General features: G+C 38.2%; 17 protein-coding genes and 1 tRNA gene. 7 read left to right on the top strand and 11 right to left on the bottom strand.

Annotated elements, in window-relative coordinates:
• Positions 1 to 4 precede the first annotated feature (4 nt).
• From LDL79_RS07305 to pdxA, 4 genes are all read right to left on the bottom strand, one after another.
• A complete protein-coding gene (locus tag LDL79_RS07305) occupies positions 5 to 1,000 on the bottom strand; it encodes a beta-ketoacyl-ACP synthase III (protein ID WP_225599742.1) in 996 nt (331 codons plus the stop codon).
• A gap of 164 nt (positions 1,001 to 1,164) precedes the next feature.
• Positions 1,165 to 1,365 carry a 50S ribosomal protein L32 gene (rpmF, locus tag LDL79_RS07300; RefSeq protein ID WP_040533061.1) on the bottom strand — a complete coding sequence of 67 codons (201 nt, stop codon included), beginning with the start codon at positions 1,363 to 1,365 and terminating at the stop codon, positions 1,165 to 1,167.
• 12 nt (positions 1,366 to 1,377) lie between these two features.
• Positions 1,378 to 1,929, bottom strand: a complete 552-nt coding sequence (locus LDL79_RS07295) for a YceD family protein (protein WP_225599741.1) — start codon at positions 1,927 to 1,929, stop codon at positions 1,378 to 1,380.
• A gap of 104 nt (positions 1,930 to 2,033) precedes the next feature.
• Entirely contained in the window at positions 2,034 to 3,104 is a 1,071-nt protein-coding gene (gene pdxA, locus LDL79_RS07290) for a 4-hydroxythreonine-4-phosphate dehydrogenase PdxA (protein ID WP_225599740.1), read from the bottom strand.
• 63 nt (positions 3,105 to 3,167) lie between these two features.
• On the opposite strand from pdxA, the gene LDL79_RS07285 reads away from it, so the two are divergent.
• A complete protein-coding gene (locus LDL79_RS07285) occupies positions 3,168 to 3,752 on the top strand; it encodes a riboflavin synthase (protein ID WP_225599739.1) in 585 nt (194 codons plus the stop codon).
• Here LDL79_RS07285 and LDL79_RS07280 read toward each other — a convergent pair.
• From LDL79_RS07280 to mce, 3 genes are all read right to left on the bottom strand, one after another.
• Positions 3,739 to 3,978: a hypothetical protein gene (locus LDL79_RS07280; protein WP_225599738.1), complete on the bottom strand. Its 240-nt coding sequence runs from the start codon at positions 3,976 to 3,978 to the stop codon at positions 3,739 to 3,741. The two genes, LDL79_RS07285 and LDL79_RS07280, sit on opposite strands and share 14 nt — an antisense overlap.
• A gap of 244 nt (positions 3,979 to 4,222) precedes the next feature.
• Positions 4,223 to 4,296: transfer RNA gene (locus LDL79_RS07275), tRNA-Ile, on the bottom strand.
• Positions 4,297 to 4,387: 91 nt separating this feature from the next.
• Positions 4,388 to 4,789 (bottom strand): methylmalonyl-CoA epimerase, encoded by a 402-nt coding sequence (gene mce / locus LDL79_RS07270; RefSeq protein ID WP_225599737.1) that lies wholly within the window; start codon positions 4,787 to 4,789, stop codon positions 4,388 to 4,390.
• 86 nt (positions 4,790 to 4,875) lie between these two features.
• Between mce and rbfA the strand changes: the two genes are divergently transcribed.
• Together rbfA and LDL79_RS07260 are read left to right on the top strand one after the other, a co-directional pair.
• A complete protein-coding gene (rbfA, locus tag LDL79_RS07265; protein ID WP_167598431.1) occupies positions 4,876 to 5,268 on the top strand; it encodes a 30S ribosome-binding factor RbfA in 393 nt (130 codons plus the stop codon).
• Between the two features lie 12 nt (positions 5,269 to 5,280).
• A complete protein-coding gene (locus LDL79_RS07260; RefSeq protein WP_225599736.1) occupies positions 5,281 to 6,483 on the top strand; it encodes an ABC transporter permease in 1,203 nt (400 codons plus the stop codon).
• Positions 6,484 to 6,496: 13 nt separating this feature from the next.
• Here the strand turns inward: LDL79_RS07260 and dusB are convergent, their stop codons facing one another.
• Both dusB and LDL79_RS07250 read right to left on the bottom strand, forming a co-directional pair.
• Positions 6,497 to 7,501 (bottom strand): tRNA dihydrouridine synthase DusB, encoded by a 1,005-nt coding sequence (gene dusB / locus LDL79_RS07255; RefSeq protein WP_225599735.1) that lies wholly within the window; start codon positions 7,499 to 7,501, stop codon positions 6,497 to 6,499.
• A 108-nt stretch (positions 7,502 to 7,609) separates the two neighbouring features.
• Positions 7,610 to 10,030 carry an outer membrane beta-barrel family protein gene (locus LDL79_RS07250; RefSeq protein ID WP_225599734.1) on the bottom strand — a complete coding sequence of 807 codons (2,421 nt, stop codon included), beginning with the start codon at positions 10,028 to 10,030 and terminating at the stop codon, positions 7,610 to 7,612.
• A gap of 169 nt (positions 10,031 to 10,199) precedes the next feature.
• Here LDL79_RS07250 and lepA point away from each other — a divergent pair, with 169 nt between their 5' ends.
• Both lepA and LDL79_RS07240 read left to right on the top strand, forming a co-directional pair.
• Positions 10,200 to 11,996, top strand: coding sequence for a translation elongation factor 4 (gene lepA, locus LDL79_RS07245; RefSeq protein ID WP_225599733.1), 1,797 nt, complete (start codon positions 10,200 to 10,202; stop codon positions 11,994 to 11,996).
• Positions 11,997 to 12,167, top strand: coding sequence for a hypothetical protein (locus tag LDL79_RS07240; RefSeq protein ID WP_009782032.1), 171 nt, complete (start codon positions 11,997 to 11,999; stop codon positions 12,165 to 12,167).
• Between the two features lie 39 nt (positions 12,168 to 12,206).
• Here the strand turns inward: LDL79_RS07240 and LDL79_RS07235 are convergent, their stop codons facing one another.
• Together LDL79_RS07235 and LDL79_RS07230 are read right to left on the bottom strand one after the other, a co-directional pair.
• Complete coding sequence (locus tag LDL79_RS07235; RefSeq protein WP_225599732.1) at positions 12,207 to 13,301, bottom strand: Gfo/Idh/MocA family protein; 1,095 nt, start codon at positions 13,299 to 13,301, stop codon at positions 12,207 to 12,209.
• A gap of 150 nt (positions 13,302 to 13,451) precedes the next feature.
• A complete protein-coding gene (locus LDL79_RS07230) occupies positions 13,452 to 15,332 on the bottom strand; it encodes a cation:proton antiporter (RefSeq protein WP_225599731.1) in 1,881 nt (626 codons plus the stop codon).
• 295 nt (positions 15,333 to 15,627) lie between these two features.
• On the opposite strand from LDL79_RS07230, the gene LDL79_RS07225 reads away from it, so the two are divergent.
• Entirely contained in the window at positions 15,628 to 16,485 is an 858-nt protein-coding gene (locus LDL79_RS07225) for an MBL fold metallo-hydrolase (protein ID WP_225599730.1), read from the top strand.
• A gap of 79 nt (positions 16,486 to 16,564) precedes the next feature.
• Entirely contained in the window at positions 16,565 to 18,220 is a 1,656-nt protein-coding gene (locus tag LDL79_RS07220) for a S8 family peptidase (protein WP_225599729.1), read from the top strand.
• Positions 18,221 to 18,285: the final 65 nt, after the last annotated feature.

Here is an 18,285-nt window from a genome sequence, read left to right as displayed (position 1 = left end):
AAAATTAAGCATTGTAGGCCCATTTCAAATAAATGGAACCCCAAGTAAAACCGCCTCCAAAAGCGGCAAATATTAAATTATCCCCTTTTTTAAACTGCTTTTCAAAATCGCTTAAAAGCAAGGGAAGTGTCGCAGATGTTGTATTTCCGTAACGTGCAATATTCATCAGCACTTTATTGTCGTCAAGCCCCATACGTCGGGCAGTTGCATCAATAATACGTTTGTTTGCCTGGTGTGCTACAAGCCAACTAACATCATCGTGACTCAAATTATTGCGCTGCATAATGCGCTCGCTCACATCTGCCATGTTTGAGACGGCAAATTTAAATACTGTTTTACCGTCTTGAAAAACGTAGTGTTTTTTATTTGCTACCGTTTCTTCTGAAGCCGGCATTAAGGAACCTCCCGCTTCGATACGCAAGAAATCTCTTCCTATACCATCAGAACGTAAAAATTCGTCTTGAAGTCCTAGGCCTTCTTCATTAGGTTCAAAAAGGACAGCGCCACCACCATCACCAAAAATGATGCAGGTAGTACGATCTGTATAGTCTATAATAGAAGACATTTTATCTGCTCCTATTAAAAGGACTTTTTTATATTTTCCTGAAGCTACATATGCAGAAGCTGTAGACATTCCATATAAAAAGCTGGAGCACGCAGCTTGTAAATCGTAAGAAAATGCATTTGTTGCACCTATTTGTGTGGCAACATAAGCAGCGGTAGATGCTACGGGTAAGTCGGGAGTTGCGGTAGCCATAATCACCATATCAATTTCTGATGGGTCAATACCGCTTTTGTTGATCAGGTCTTCGGCAGCTTTAATACCTAAAAAGGAAGTTCCTTTATCGGGATCTTTTAGGATTCTGCGCTCTTTAATTCCTGTTCTGGTTGTGATCCATTCATCATTGGTCTCAACCATGGTTTCCAAAATTTCATTGGTAAGCACATATTCTGGCACATAAGCGCCAACAGCAGTTATGGCTGCAGTGATTTTACTCATATAAATCTGGTTTCTACGAAAAAACAAGGTTTTTCGCTTAAAAAATGGGAGGAAAAGTACTAAAAATAGAACAATTAAAGCCTACAATTAACGTTTTTTGCTCCTTCTAAAAAATAAAAAAAACTCCCACTTTGATGGGAGTTTAATCTTTTTATAAGTCTTTATTAAGCAACTTCTTCGCCAGCTGTTGCATCAATTACAACCTGCCCTCTGTAATAAAGTTTGCCCTCGTGCCAGTGTGCACGGTGATAAAGGTGAGCTTCACCAGTAGTGGCGTCTACACCAATTTTAGGCATTGCAGCTTTGTAATGTGTTCTTCTCTTATCTCTTCTTGTTTTCGAGATTTTTCTCTTAGGATGTGCCATTACCGTTAATTATTAATTATCTGTTAAAAAATCTTTTAGTTTGTCCCAACGGGGATCTATTTCCTTAGGTTGAGGTTCTTGTTCCTCTTCCTCTTGATTATTTTTTATACTTAATTCTTCAAGTTTATCTAATATGTCTGACTTTAAAGTACCGTCTTCAACTCCCGGATGCACTCTTTTTGCAGGCATCGCCAGAACCAAAGTTTCATAAATGTACTGCGCGATATTTACTTCGTATTCACCATGCGGCAAAATTAAAATATCATCAATCTCATCATTGTACTCCTGACCAAACTTAACCACCAACTTATACGAAGTTTCTAATGGATTATCGTAAGGTTCATTAGTTAAATCACAATTTACATTTACAGTACCTTCAGCATCAAAGTAAAACTCCATCAAGGTTGACTTTTTAATCAAAGTTACCTTTAAGTCTACTGAGATGCTATTGAAGTCATCATAATCAAAATGCTCAAAGAACGTATTGTCAATTTCATATTGAAAATCGTGTTCCCCTTGTTTTAAACCAACAAATTGTATGGTATACGTTTTCAAATGCTTCATTACCTTTCTCTTTCCTAAAATCTCCACTTCCGCAAAAGGCGGGTGCAAAGATATAAATTTTTATTTAGCTGTTAATTAAGTGTGGATAAATTTTTTAAATATGTTTATTTTCCACGAGAGCGACCGGAATATTGTTTTTTTCGCGGTTGTTTTTGCAAAATATTTTCGGTCAAGACAGCATATTCCTCTCTTTTCCTATAAATATCTAACGCCATATATACTGCTTCTTTAAACGAATTGATGTCAGCAATGCCTTTTCCGGCAATTTCAAATGCGGTTCCGTGGTCTGGTGAGGTACGTACTTTATTAAGTCCGGCAGTGTAGTTTACTCCTTTTCCAAAAGCTAAGGTTTTAAAAGGAATTAAGCCCTGGTCATGATAGGCTGCAATGATCGCATCGAAATTCTTATAGTTTCCGCTTCCGAAGAAACTATCAGCAGCATACGGCCCATACGTCAGATGTCCTTGATCGCGCAGTTCTATTAATGTAGGAATTAGAACCTCATCATCTTCCTTACCTATCACTCCATTATCACCCACATGTGGATTGATCCCTAAGAATGCAATTTTAGGTTTACTCACGCCAAAATCCTGAACCAGCGAATGATGAATCGTTTTAAACTTCTGTTTAATTAAATTGGCTGTAATTTTAGTTGTCACATCTTTTACAGGCACATGGTCTGTAAGTAAACCAACCTTGAGCTTTTGTGATACCATAAACATAAGGCTATGACCTTCTAACTCCTGATTCAAATAATCGGTATGTCCCGGGAAATTGAATTCCTCTCCCTGAATATTTGCTTTATTGATAGGTGCGGTCACCAAGGCATCGATTTCTCCTGACTTCAATGCAGTTACCGCTGCTTTCAACGATTTTATCGCATAACTACCCGCTTCAGGAGTTTCTGAACCAAAATTAATTCTAGGATTATCTTTCCAAACGTTCACCACGTTGATTTTACCTTCGATCACATTGCTTGCTTCTTTCACTCCTTGAAAGTTTATATCCAATTCAAAATGTTTCAGAAGGAAACTTACTGTTTTAGCCGAAGCAAAAATCACAGGTGTACAGAAATCAAGCATTCTTACGTCTTCAAAGGTTTTGAGAACAACCTCTCCGCCAATTCCATTTAAATCTCCTATGCTAATTCCTAATTTTATACTTTGTTCTTTCATGTGAAACCGCTTTGGTTTTCTTTTGTAAATTATAATGTAAAAGTACTTAATTAAAACGCAAACATGTTTACTGGTATTATTGAAGATTTAGGGAGGGTTGAAAAATTAGAACGCGAGGGAGATAATTTACATATTACAGTTTCAAGTAGGCTTACCGCTGAACTGAAAATTGATCAGAGTGTTGCACACAATGGAGTGTGTCTGACAGTAGTAAGTTTGAACGATAATTCGTACACCGTTACTGCAATTGAAGAAACGCTAAACAAGACTAATCTTAACGAACTTAAAGAGCAAGATCTTGTGAATCTAGAACGTGCCATGATTCTAGGCAGCCGCTTAGATGGTCATATTGTTCAAGGTCATGTGGATCAAACCGCTACGTGTATTCATAAAGAAAATAAAGATGGAAGCTGGATATTTACGTTCAGTTATAATCTTGATTTAAATAACGTTACCATTGAAAAAGGATCTATAACCATCAATGGAGTAAGCCTCACGGTAGTCAACTCTAAAATCAATGAATTTAGTGTCGCTATTATCCCTTATACTTATGAACATACCACATTCAACTTCATTGAGAAAAACACAGTAGTAAATTTAGAATTTGACGTAATAGGGAAATATGTAAAGCGCCTTATGAATTTGTAACTTTTTGACGTTCTGCTTTATAAAAGAAATATCCACCTATAAAAATGCCTAATATCAAAAGATACGGGATATAGTCGTCTATTGGCACTTGTGCTCCTACAGGAGGGGGAGGCCCTACACTTCTAGCATTAGGAGGTGGTGGATTTTTATCTTCAGCATAGACCACAGTCTTAACACCTACAATGAGGATTAACGTAACTACATATGTATATAGTTTTAAACGCATAGAAGATGGGGGCTTCAGTTGAATGAACAGCGCAATATTAAGAAAAAATACATTATTTCAACTAATTAACACTACATTTTGTCGGCTCTTGTAGGTTTTTAACCTTAACAATATGCTAAATTAACCGCTTTAAGGATAAAGTCTTATATTTCTTACTATAAACGCGTTAAGACCTGTAAATAAATCACTTGCAAATTAAAAAAGCCTCAGAAGACAAAATCTTCTGAGGCTTAGTGTTTACTAGTGGTCCCACCTGGGCTCGAACCAGGGACCACCTGATTATGAGTCAGGTGCTCTAACCAACTGAGCTATAGGACCGGCTTTCAATATCATTTAGATATTAAAGCGGGCGCAAAAATAAGATTAATTTTTATTTGTCACAAGCATTTTATCACAGCTCGGCTCTGAGCTAGTCAATATCCTGACATAACTCTATTAAAACACCTCCTGTTGTTTTGGGATGCAAAAAAACGACCCACTTATTATCAGCGCCTTTTTTGGGGGTTTCGTTTAAAACGGCAAAGCCTTCAGATTTTAATCTATTCATTTCGGCTTTGATATCGTCAACCGCATAAGCGATATGATGTATTCCCTCTCTCCGCTTTTCAAGAAACTTGGCAATAGGACTTTCTCCTTTAGTTGCTTCAAGCAATTCAATTTTTGTATCACCTATTTCAAAAAATGAAGTAGTTACACCTTCAGAAGCTACAGCTTCGGTTTTGTAAGGTTGCTTTCCTAGTAGCTTCGTGTACATTTCATTAGAATCTTGCAGACTTTTAACTGCGATTCCTATGTGTTCTATCTTTTTCATTATTAAAGTTTCATTCTATTTTATGCGGTATGCATTTCCATCTCATGCTAAAGGTAGCGCATTTATAAAAAATGTATTTTTGCGGTATGGAAACAAATAGACAAAAGAAAGTAGCCGGAGTACTTCAACGCGATTTGGTTGATGTCATTCAAAAGGCATTGATGCAGGCAGGTGTAAAAAATATTATTGTCTCTGTGAGTAAAGTAAATGTAACTACAGATCTGTCACAGGCAAAAGTCTATCTAAGTATTTTTCCTCACGATAAAGCTTCTGAAATTTTAAAAGAAGTCAGTGCCGTAAAGCCTTTTATAAAACATGAGATCGCAAATCGTACGCGTCATCAATTGCGTCGTATGCCTGAATTGCAATTTTATGTTGACGATTCTCTAGAATATATAGATGGGATTGACAAATCTCTTAAAGGCTCTGAAGATCCAATTCAAAATCCAGATTTACTTCCGCGAAGAAAAAAATCATAAGTCACTTCACTATTGAAATTTCCTGTATTTATAGCAAAACGTTACCTGTTTACTAAGAGCAGTAATAATGCTATAAATATCATAACACTTATTTCGGCGGTAAGTATTATTGCAGGTTCAGCGGCTTTGTTTGTAGTACTTTCCGGATTTTCGGGCTTAAAGGATTTTAGTTTGTCTTTTGCGTCCATTTTTGATCCAGATTTAAAAGTGCTTCCCGCAAGCGGAAAAACCATAAAATTCACTTCAGAGCAAGCTACTGAACTTGAAGATAATCCTGATATCGCTAGCTATACTCAGGTTATTGAAGAACGCGCTTTTTTAGAATTTAGAGGGAAAAACCACATCGCCTACATTAAAGGTGTTGATGAAAATTACCGAAGTGTAAATAGTATTGACAGCACCTTACTTTATGGTAATTGGATCACTCCCGAAGAGCCTGTAGCCGCCATAGGCTTTGGGATTTCTCGCATTCTTTCATTGGGAGTAAATAATTATACCGACTTGCTTCGTGTGATGGTGCCCAGACCAGGAACCGGTCAAATCACAGACCCTACGCAAGCTTTTAATAGTTCGCAATTGGTCGTTTCTGATATTTTTCAAGTAAATGAAGAACTTGATCAGAAATATATTTTTACCAATATTAATTACGCCCGTAAACTGCTCAACTACAAGGATACGACCTTAAGTGCTATCGAAATTAAAATCAATCCTAATGCAGATCCTTTAAAGGTTCAGCGTGAGGTTCAGCAAATTTTTGGTCCTACAACCCAAGTAAAAACTAGGTTTCAGCTTAATGATAAGCTTTACAAAATGCTGAATGCTGAAAACTTGGCTGTTTATCTCATCTTTACCTTGGTATTGATCATTGCGCTTTTCAATCTTGTGGGAAGCATCATTATGATCATCATCGATAAAAAAGCCAATATTAAAACATTACATAGCCTAGGCGCCTCTTTAAAAGACATCAAAAAGATTTACTTCTTACAAGGAGCGATGATGAGTGTTTTTGGCGGTATAATCGGTTTGGTTTTGGGGAGTTTGATCGTGGGAGCGCAATTGCAGTTTCAACTTAAAATGATCACGCCAACCCTTCCCTACCCAATGGAATTTACACTCGTAAATTTTTTAGCGGTTTTCTTAACTATTTCTGTTTTGGGAATTTTAGCATCCTACCTCGCAGCTTCGACCATTAGACCGAAGCTTTTAGAAGATTAATGCGTTCTCTGCTCTAGTAGGTTTGTTGTGCAAAATCATAATCAGCAAACAGTTCTTCAACCTCATCAAAAGCAGCAAAAACATCCTCCGGTGCATCGCTGGTAACCATTTTCATACGATAAGGCTTAAAACCGGGAATTCCTTTAAAGTAATTGGTGTAGTGACGGCGCGTCTCAAATACGCCAAGTTTTTTCCCCTTCCAATCTATAGACATTTGTAAATGTCTGCGAGCAGCATCAACACGCTCTTGCATTGTTGGTGGTGCCATATGCTCACCGGTGTTGAAAAAATGCTTTACCTCTCTAAAAAACCAAGGATACCCAATACTCGCCCTACCTATCATCGCACCGTCAAGTCCATATTGATCTCGCATTTCTACAGCACGCTCGGGAGTGTCAACATCACCGTTTCCAAAAACAGGAATATGCATACGCTGATTGTTTTTTACCTCAGCAATAGGTTTCCAATCGGCATTACCTTTATACATCTGTGCGCGCGTTCTACCGTGAATAGCAATCGCCTTACAGCCTACATCTTGTAAACGCTCTGCAACCTCAACGATTTTGATCGAGTCGTGATCCCAACCCAAACGGGTTTTTACGGTAATTGGTAAATTAGTATGTTTAACCATGGCTTCCGTAAGCGAAACCATCAGATCAATGTCTTTTAAAATTCCGGCGCCGGCACCTTTAGAAACTACTTTCTTTACCGGGCAGCCAAAGTTAATATCAATAATATCTGGCTTTGAAGCTTCAACAATTTCAACACTTTGAAGCATCGACTCCAGATTGGCTCCGAAAATCTGAATACCTACGGGACGTTCTTTCTCATAAATATCAAGCTTCATAACACTTTTTGCAGCGTCACGAATGAGGCCTTCACTCGAGATGAACTCGGTATATACCACATCTGCCCCTTGCTCTTTGCACAGTGCGCGAAAAGGTGGGTCACTCACATCTTCCATAGGTGCTAAAAGCAACGGGAAGTCTCCTACATCTATATCTCCTATTTTAGCCAAAGCAATACTTTTTAAAATAAATTCTTGGAATACCTAAAAAATTTCAGTCAGGTTTGTCCAAGACTTTCTGGAGCAAAATTAAGGAATGTTTTATTAAGTAGTATGCCGTTAGTTAGCACCGAGTTCTTGTAATCTGGATTCTTCATCAACTGAAGTTTCTCTGTTATTATCACTTAGCTTAAAGTTTCCGAAGTTATACCGCAATCCTACACGAATCTTTTGGAACTCCGGCATTGCAAAGAAGGTGTTGTTTTGATTTAAATAACGCGACTTAAGGGGTGTTTTCATCGTATTAAAAACATCTTCAGAACTTAAATTAAGTATCAAGCGCCCATCTAAAAAACGCTTTTGAATATCGACATTAAGACGGTATTGAGGACGATCATATTCATAAGAGCCCACAAGATAATTTGAGGTAAAATTATTTGAAATAGTCACATTAAGGGTAGAATTGATAATAAGATAGTTTACGCTTTGAAAGAAAAATCCATTTATCTCATTTTCAATTTTACTTTGATTTCCATCTAGACTGGTAAACTTGTTTTGCATATTAAAGAAGGATGCATAGATACTCATCCACATCCAATTATTTACAAATTCTGAATAGCTAACGTCCAGACTGTATTGTTGCTCATAATTGAGATTGGTATTTACACTTCTCAAGGTTAAATTTTCATTATCCTGAAAGGGTAATCTATTCATCGCATTGTCTATACGATCCCAATAAAGGTCAAAACTCAACTTGTTTTTATACGTGTAATTAAAATTAACCCTGTTTGCAATTGCCGGTTGAATATTGGGGTTTCCTTCTTGAAAGTTGTTTTCATTTAAAAAATAGCGAAACGGATTTAAACTTTGAAAACGAGGACGATCAATTCTTCTGCTGTAGTCTATGCCAAAAGAATGATTATCAAAAGGATTATGCATCAAGTAAACCGTAGGAAACAACTCTAAATATTCCTGCGTATTCACAACGCCTAAGGTTCTCGAGTTCCCATTAGCATCTGTGTATTCTCCACGCAGACCGGCTTTAAAACTCCATTTTTCCCAATCCTTAGCAAAGCTGAAATATGATGCATAAATAGCTTCGGTATAATCAAAATGGTCATTTAAGATCGCATCAGCATCGCTTACATTTCCTGCAGTATTGAAGAACTCCTGTCTACTTTCAGAATTGATCCCAGAATATTTTGCTCCGGCCTCAAATGCCCAGCTTCCCAAATTACCTAAATAATCTAATTGCCCCGTATAAATCTGGGATTTTTGAGTTGGGATGGTGTTGAATGCATTAGAATTTAAAAGATTGCCTTGAGCCGAAACGTAACGCGTAGCCACGGCTTGCATTTGATCGTCTGTATAATCTATATAATTAGCGTTGGCCGAAAGCGTTGCTCCATTTTCGCCCAACTGGTTCTCATAATTTAAATTGAAAAGCAAATTGTCACGCTGGTTTTCTAATCGGCTTTGCGTGGTATAAAGAGAATCTAATTGACCTTGCGGATTATAGGTTTCCGTTCTTCCGCTGATGTCTGAATTGGCTTTTGGCGTATGCAGAATATTAGCCGTAAAACTCAGCAGTTCTGTCTCACTTAATGTGAAATCTAAAATGGTATTTAAACTGTGCGAAATGGTTCGGGTTTCTCGCTGGAATAAATCTTCCCAAGTTGCTTTTTCGCTTCCATTAGGATTATAAAATTGAACAAACCCTTCATCGGTTTTAACATCAAATCGGGAATTGAAATTATAACTCGCAAATGCATTTAACCAATCGGTTTTATAATATTGGCTGGTTCCTGCATTGTATTTGGGTTTGATCCCAACCGTATTTGAAGCGTTGATACTTCCTTTATATCCTATGGAAAGATTTTTTGAGGTTACAATATTTAAAATCGCGCCACCTTCAGCATCATACCTCGCCGGTGGATTGGTAATCACTTCAACTGATTTTATGTTAACTCCGGCAAAACCTTCTAGTAATTGCTGCAATTCTTCATTAGTCAAATACACCTTACGATCATTGATGTAAACCTGCGCAGGTCTATTTTTTACCAAGAGTTGCCCCTGATTGACAACCACCCCCGGAGTTCGCTGTAAAATATCATACGTGGTACCTGAAGAAATGGCTGTATTCTCCACATTAAAAACCATTCGGTCTATCCCGCGTACGATGGTAGGTTTTCTATAGTTAACCGTGACAGCCTCTAAAGCTTCAGAGTTTTCCTGAAGTATTAAATCTGAGATACGAATTTCATCTTTCAGCTCAAACGGACTGCTGTAACCATCTTTAAAACCAACAAAACTGGCTTTAATCAAATACCTTCCGGAAGGTATTTCAGCAAAAAGAATTGCACCATTTTCTTCACTCACCGCTCCTTTTACAAACGAAGAATCTGCTGCTTTAAGCAACAAGACGTTAGCATAAGACACCTCTTGTTTATTGGTGTCAACAATTTTACCGGTTATACTTCCGGTCTGAGCAACAGATACAAATGAGAATAATAAAACGGAGAGTAATATCGGGTGCTTCATATATGCTCAAAACTAATGTAAAATCTTTGTTAAAATAAATTTAAAAGAAAAGAATTTCTGTTGAAAGCCTATTGTTTGAACTAAAATTTATTTATTAGAAAATGCATAACCTAAACTGTATATTTGCAGGCTAAAGTTCGCTTACTGCGAACATTGATGAAGTACGTTTATGAAGAACATTCGCAATTTTTGCATTATCGCTCACATTGATCACGGAAAAAGTACGCTGGCAGACCGCTTACTTGATTTTACCGGTTCGGTAACCGAACGTGAAAAACAAGAGCAACTTTTAGATAATATGGATCTGGAGCGCGAGCGTGGTATTACCATTAAATCGCACGCGATACAGATGAATTATATACACAATGGAGAGCCATTTATTTTAAATCTAATCGACACTCCGGGTCACGTAGATTTCTCTTATGAGGTTTCGCGTAGTATTGCTGCTTGTGAAGGAGCCTTACTTGTGGTTGATGCTGCTCAAAGTATTCAAGCGCAAACCATTTCTAACCTGTATTTGGCTTTAGAAAATGATCTTGAGATCATTCCGGTATTGAATAAAGTAGATCTACCCAGTGCAAACCCTGAGGAAGTTACAGACGATATTGTTGATCTTTTAGGTTGCGATGCAGCAGATGTAATTCCAGCCAGTGCAAAAACTGGTATAGGAATTCAAGAAATTCTTGATGCGATCATTACGCGTATTCCGGCGCCGAAAGGAAATCCTGATGAGCCGCTACAAGCTCTTATTTTTGATTCGGTTTACAACCCGTTTAGAGGAGTTGAGACCTATTTTAGAGTTATTAACGGTGAGATCACAAAAGGTCAGCATATTAAATTTATGGCGACCGGAAAGGATTATCACGCAGATGAAGTAGGGACACTAAACCTCAAACAATCTCCTAAAAAAGTTATCAAAACCGGTGATGTAGGTTATTTAATTACCGGCATCAAAGAGGCCAAAGAAGTAAAAGTTGGTGATACTATCACAGATGCGAAGAGCCCTACAACCAATATGATCTCAGGATTTGAGGATGTAAAACCTATGGTTTTTGCAGGAATTTATCCTGTAGATACCGAAGATTATGAAGATCTTCGTTCTTCTATGGAAAAACTTCAGCTTAATGATGCTTCTCTTGTTTTTCAGCCGGAAAGTTCTGCCGCTTTAGGTTTTGGTTTTCGATGTGGTTTCTTAGGAATGTTGCACTTAGAGATCATTCAGGAACGTTTAGAGCGTGAGTTTGATATGACCGTAATCACAACGGTTCCTAACGTTTCTTACTTGGCATATACGATTAAAGATAAAGAAACAGCTATACTGGTTAACAATCCTTCAGACCTTCCTGATCCTGCGGGAATGGATCGTGTTGAAGAACCATTTATTAAAGCTTCGATCATTACTAAAGCTGATTTTGTAGGACCGGTAATGTCATTGTGTATCGAAAAACGCGGTCAAATTACTAACCAAACCTATTTAACGCCTGAGCGTGTGGAGTTGAGTTTTGATATGCCGCTTGCAGAGATCGTTTTTGACTTCTACGACCGTCTTAAAACGGTTTCTAAAGGCTATGCTTCCTTTGATTATGCACCTATAGGAATGCGTGCTTCACATCTGGTTAAAGTAGATGTTTTATTAAACGGAAATACCGTAGATGCACTTTCTGCTTTGCTGCATAAAGACAATGCTTATGATATAGGTAAAAAGATGTGTGAGAAGCTCAAAGAGCTTATTCCGCGTCAGCAATTTGATATTCCTATTCAGGCTGCGATTGGTGCGAAGATCATCGCCAGAGAGACCGTAAAAGCGCTTCGTAAAGACGTTACTGCAAAATGTTATGGTGGAGATATTTCGCGTAAGCGAAAACTTCTTGAAAAACAGAAAAAAGGTAAAAAGCGTATGCGTCAGGTAGGTAATGTTGAAATTCCTCAGGAAGCATTTATGGCGGTACTGAAACTTAACGACTAGATGAAACGCATACAGTTTATAGGTTTAGCTTTGATCATCATCTGCGGAATGATCAGTCAATATACAAACGCCACACAAAATCAATTTATGGTGTGGTTGCTAGCCCTAGGCGCTGTCGCCGGAATCCTGATGGTAATCTCCGATTATTTTACTTCCAAAGAGAAAAAATAACGTATCAAAAAACCTCGTAGCTACTACGAGGTTTTTTGTTTAATACTGTTTTAAAACTATTCTTTCACCATCATTTCTGCCTGAGGCCAAAGCAGCTTCAACAATTTGTATATCGCGTAAACCTTCAATACCCGGAGCGATCATTGGCTTGTCGTTCAGTATCGCAAGCGCATCATCATCCATCTGGATTGCTTGTTGATTGCAATCACAAGGCTTTAAATATTTTCCATCGCTGGTGCTTCCGCTTACGCCATTATAGCTTTGAAAAGGAGCCAACTCATAATTTCCATCTGCGCAATCTACTTTGAGAAAGTTGACATTATCTGCATACGTCACGCGGCCTTTTGCTGTAATTCCGTTAGGAAATTCAAGATCAAAATAAGTGATTTCCGGAGCTCCGTTTAGAAATAAATCGGGTCTTTGTGTCTCGTGTGAGGCAGTGAGCGCAATAGGCTCTAATCCCGTAGCGTATCGCATGGCGTTGATAGGATAAACACCCATATCATAGATAGCGCCGCCTCCTTTGGCTCCGTTTAAACGCCAACCGCCAGAGCTACCAATTCTAAAACCTGCTTCGGTATGAACGCGCTGTAACGCCCCATACGGATTGGTTTTTGTCCAATTGATTATGGTTTGGGTGTTTTTTTCATGTTGCATACGATAACCTATCGCCAAGCGCACATTATTCTTCTCACAAGCGTCTATGATTTCTTGACACTCACTTACAGTCATCGCCATTGGTTTTTCACAAAATACGTGCTTACCCGCATTTGCAGCCATCACTGCATATTTTTTATGCAAAAAAGTAGGAGTAACAATGTACACCACATCTATGTCGTCATTATCGGCAATTTCAGGTAGTGTTTCATAGCTGTAGACGTTTTGATCTTTGATCCCGTGTTTCTCTTGCCACACCGGTATTTTCTCAGGACTTCCGGTTACGATTCCTCGTAATTCAATATGCTTGGTTTGCATAAGTGCAGGCGCCAGATTGTTTGTAGCATAACCCCCTAAACCCAAGAGCGCCACTCCTAGTTTCTTTTGAGGTTTAGCGTGAGCAAAATAGGGTAGTGGTAAAGTGCTCGCGGCAAGAGCAAGACCCGTGTTTTTTAGAAAGCTGCGTCTATTATTCATAAGCTTGTTTTGTAGAAAGTTACTCAACAATCACGTATCAAATTCTTAAAACTGAATTATTAATAAAATTTTAATACGCTTAAAATCTGTTATTTGCACAAAAAAAGGGATTCGTTAATGAATCCCTTTTTTAAAGCTTAAAGCGTGGTTTTATAAATCATCAGATTCAGGTTCTTCAACCTCTTTTTTTGCTGTAGCAACCTCTTCAGGATCAAAAGGTTTTCCTAAATACACAAGTTTAGTATTTGCAAAATTCTCTACTTCTACCTCATCGAGATTGGACTTTAAGATCTCGAGTTCGCCAGATTCTTTCTTCAAGAAAATAGGCACAACGTTCTCATCTTCACGGGTGCTTTTTACCAGTTTTATAAAAGCTTCTTTTGAATCAATATCAATCTCCTGAATGGTAGGATGTGCACGCGCAACTTCTGTAAGGCGAATGAAATCATCGGTAGGAGAGAAGAGTCCTTCGTGAGGAGAAGACTGCGAACTTCTCATCTCATCGGGAGTGATGAGTCTAAATGCTCCGTTTTCTCCAAAAATATCTCTAAAACGGTTTATAGCATAATCATTGATGTCTCCGTTACCGGTTAAAGCCATAAGGTATCCTACATCATTCAGTTCTATATTATTCATCAAACTGTCTGAATAAATACTTTCTTCAATAGCTTCAAGACCGCGTTCTTTAGCTTTTTCAATATTATAACTGTTGCTGTCAACAAGTACGACGTGACGCCCGTTTTGCATCAAGTATTCACCAATGATACGAGAAGCTTTAGAAGCTCCTATAATCACAATACCTTTTGATTCCGTTAGGAAAACACCCACGATTTTGGCAAAAAGACGTGCGGTAGTTGCATTTAGCAACACGGTACCAAGCACGATCATAAATACCAAAGGAGTAATATATTCTGCACCTTCAACGCCTTCACTTACCAGCTGAAGTCCAAAAAGCGAAGCAATACCTGCGGCCACAATACCACGTGGTCCCACCCAGCTTACAAAGAGTTTTTCATTGAATTTTAAGCCTGAACCTTTAGCACTTAGAAAAACACCTAGAGGTCTTAATACAAAAACCACAACAGCAAAAAGCAACACCGCTTTCCAGGTATAAATTAGGTATAGATCCTGCATTTCAATGTTTGCAGAAAGCAGAATAAACAGCAACGAAATTAAAAGCACACTAAGCGATTCTTTGAAATAAAGAAGCTCTTTGATGTTTGGTAATTTCATATTTCCCATCACCATACCCATCACTACCACAGAAAGTAATCCGCTCTCGTGTGCAAATAGATCTGAAAGTACAAACACACCCAAAACGCAAGCGAGTGTAAACACATTCAATAAATAATGCGGAATGATATTACGCTTGATACATAAAGCTAATGCGTGTGCAAACGTAAAACCGAAGGTAAACCCAAAGAGCACAATTTTACCAAATTCTTCAAGCGCAGTCAGCGTAAACTCGCTTCCGGCACCCACGCTAATAAATTCAAAAACCAATACGGCTACCAAAGCTCCAATAGGGTCGATAAGTATCCCTTCCCACTTTAAAATAGTTGAAATGTCTTTCTTCAACGGAATATTACGCAAGATGGGTGTGATCACGGTAGGTCCTGTTACAATGATCAAAGCAGCAAACAAAAACGAGATGCGTAAGCCTAAATCAAAAATATAATAGGCAGCTGCACCGGCACCAAAAAAGGTTACCAGCGAACCAATGATGATCAGTTTTGTAATCACCGGTCCTACATTTTTTATCTCGCTAAAGCGTAAGGTAAGTCCGCCTTCAAACAGAATGATCCCAATGGCAAGCGACACAAAATTAAAGAGTCGCTCTCCGGGAAAAATACCTACTTCCCCGTCCCAAATAGGTTCGATCCATTTAGAGCCGTCGTAAGTAAATAAGGTTGAAATAGGCCCTACAAAAAGCCCGATCAATATTAAGGGTAAGATTGCCGGTATCTTAAATTTCCAGGCGACCCATTGCGCCAAGATACCTAGAATGATGATTCCTCCCAATTCTAACATGTATTCAATTTTTTGCTATGATACGGCTTTATTGTATGATACTAAAGCCGTCAAAAGCGATTCTTTGTTAAATATAGCTTAATTACTCGGGGCAAAAAATTTGATTTAACGTGGTTTTAGTATTTTGCAAGACTTTACTTGATAATCAAGAGATCAATTATTTTGGCGGAAATACATATACACGTTCAGGAATTTATCTTCTGTTTTAATCCTGATGCAACCTATTAACCGCCTGAATAACTTAGTATTCTAAAATAGAATACGATTAATTTAAAACGTTCAAGATTTAAAATTTATGACGATACACGCAATAGATGCCGGCAGTTTTAAACTCGATGGCGGCGCTATGTTTGGTGTGGTTCCTAAAACCTTATGGACGCGCACAAATCCGGCAGACAGCAACAACATGATTGATATTGGTGCACGCTGTATGCTTATTGAAGAAGGCGATCGCCTGATTTTGATAGATACAGGAATGGGCGATAAACAAAGTGAAAAATTCTTCAGCTATTATCATCCTTGGGGAGGAGCAACACTTGAAAATTCACTTATACAAAAGGGTTTTCATCCTGATGATGTGACCGATGTTTTCCTGACGCATTTGCATTTTGACCATAGCGGTGGCTGTATCAAATGGGCAGAAGATGGTAAAACACCAATTCCTGTCTTTAAAAATGCTACTTACTGGAGCAACAAAGCACATTGGGAATGGGCCACACAACCCAACGCCAGAGAAAAAGCTTCTTTTCTAAAAGAAAACATTTTACCCATTGAAGAAAGTGGTCAATTAAAATTTGTTGAAAGATCTGATTCAGCTTTTGCTAAAACCACAGCGCTTGACTTTGGTATCTTATTTGTTGATGGTCATACCGATAAGCAAATGATTCCGCATATTTCGTATAAAGGAAAAACCATTGTTTTTGCAGCAGATCTATTGCCTACAGCCGGTCATTTACCTTTACCGTATGTTATGGGATTTGATACCCGACCGCTGTTAACGCTTAGCGAAAAAGAAAAATTTCTCAATGAAGCGGCAGATCAAAACTATTATTTATGGCTGCAACACGATGCCCATAATCCTGTAATTACGGTAAAGCACACCGAAAAAGGGGTTCGCTTAAATGAAACATTTAATATTGCAGATATTCTTTAAAATTGAGGGTTTAAAGAATATATAATCACAATACCTCATCACAAAGGCATAAAGCCAAAACATAAAATAACTCCTAAATATGAAAAAAACAGTTCTTGCAGCCTTGGGTGTTGCAATGCTTCTTTCTAGTTGTGACACCACAGCACCTTTAATCAGCATTCCTGCTGAAAATGTTGACCAACTTCCTTTAAAAGTTTCTGAGCTTAACGAAACTCAAGAAAAAGCCTGGCCTACAAAAGATATTACGGCAGATACCATTCCCGGTATGAGCGTAGCAAAAACCTATGATGAGATCATTAAAGGTACCGGATCTTCAGTAATCGTGGCGGTTATAGATAGCGGGGTAGACATTGAGCACGAAGATCTTGACGGGGTGATCTGGACCAATGAAGATGAAATTCCCAATAACGGAATAGACGACGATAAAAATGGCTACATCGATGATGTACATGGATGGAATTTTCTAGGCGACGTTGTAAATGAGCAATTAGAAAAAAGCCGTATAGTTCAAAAATATGATGCACAGTTTAAGGGTAAAACTTTAGATCAAATTCCTGCTGCTCAAAAAGAACTTTTTAAAACTTATACCGAAGCTAAAAAGCAAGTAGAAACTGAAAAAGACGAACTTATTCAGCAAAAAATGCAATACGATCAGATCGTTGCAGCGGTAAAAAGCGCACATACTGCAGTTTCTCAAAAATTAGGAAAAGAAGATTATACTGCAGAAGAACTTCAGGCTCTTGAAGCAACCACCGAAATGGATCAGCGCAATAAGGCTATCCTGACTCAAATGCTTAATTATGAAGATTCTATTCCAGAATTTCTGGTAATGATCAACGAGCAGCTAGAAAGTATGACGAATCAAATTAATCATAACTACAATCTAGAGGGTAATTACAGAGCAGTAGTTGGTGATGATCCAGACGACATTAAAGACACTGATTACGGAAATAATAATGTTATAGGTCCTGATCCTGATGCTGCCAGACATGGTACTCACGTAGCCGGTATTATCGCTGCAGAACGTAATAATGGTATTGGTATGGATGGCGTTGCTAACAATGTAAAAATTATGGTAGTACGCGCGGTTCCTGATGGTGATGAGCGCGATAAAGATATTGCTCTTGCTATACGTTATGCTGTAGATAACGGTGCAAAAGTGATCAATACCAGCTTTGGAAAATACTTCGCCACAAATCCTGAATGGGTTTATGACGCTATCAAATACGCAGCAAAAAAGGATGTTTTGATCGTTAACGCTGCAGGTAATGAAGGTATAGATTTAGATACCGGTGACACGGTTTATCCTAATGATCAATTAGATAACAAAACTGAATTTGCAGATAACTTAATTTCTGTAGGTGCGCTTAATGAAACCTACGGCGGTAAACTAGTTGCTAGTTTCTCAAACTACGGTAAATCAAACGTTGATGTTTTTGCTCCGGGAGTTCAGATCTATTCAACCGTTCCGGGTAATGAATATGAATTTTTGCAAGGAACTTCAATGGCTTCTCCAGAAGTTGCAGGAGTTGCAGCAATGTTGAGATCCTATTATCCACAATTCAGTGCAGCACAAATCAAACAGATCATCCTGCAAACCGGTGTAAGCACAAACATTCAGGTTTCTGCAGGTGGTGATCCAGAAAACGTAAAATCATTTTCTCAGCTTTCTAAATCAGGAAAAATGGTTAATATGTATAATGCCTTTAAAATGGCCGAATTATCAAGTAAATAAATAACACTGCTCGAAACACCCATTATTGGCACCACCAAGGGATGTAGTGTTTCGAGCATTTTTTA

The organism is Leeuwenhoekiella palythoae (assembly GCF_020310025.1).
Classification (GTDB): domain Bacteria; phylum Bacteroidota; class Bacteroidia; order Flavobacteriales; family Flavobacteriaceae; genus Leeuwenhoekiella; species Leeuwenhoekiella palythoae.
This window is presented reverse-complemented; position numbering and strand designations above follow the sequence as displayed.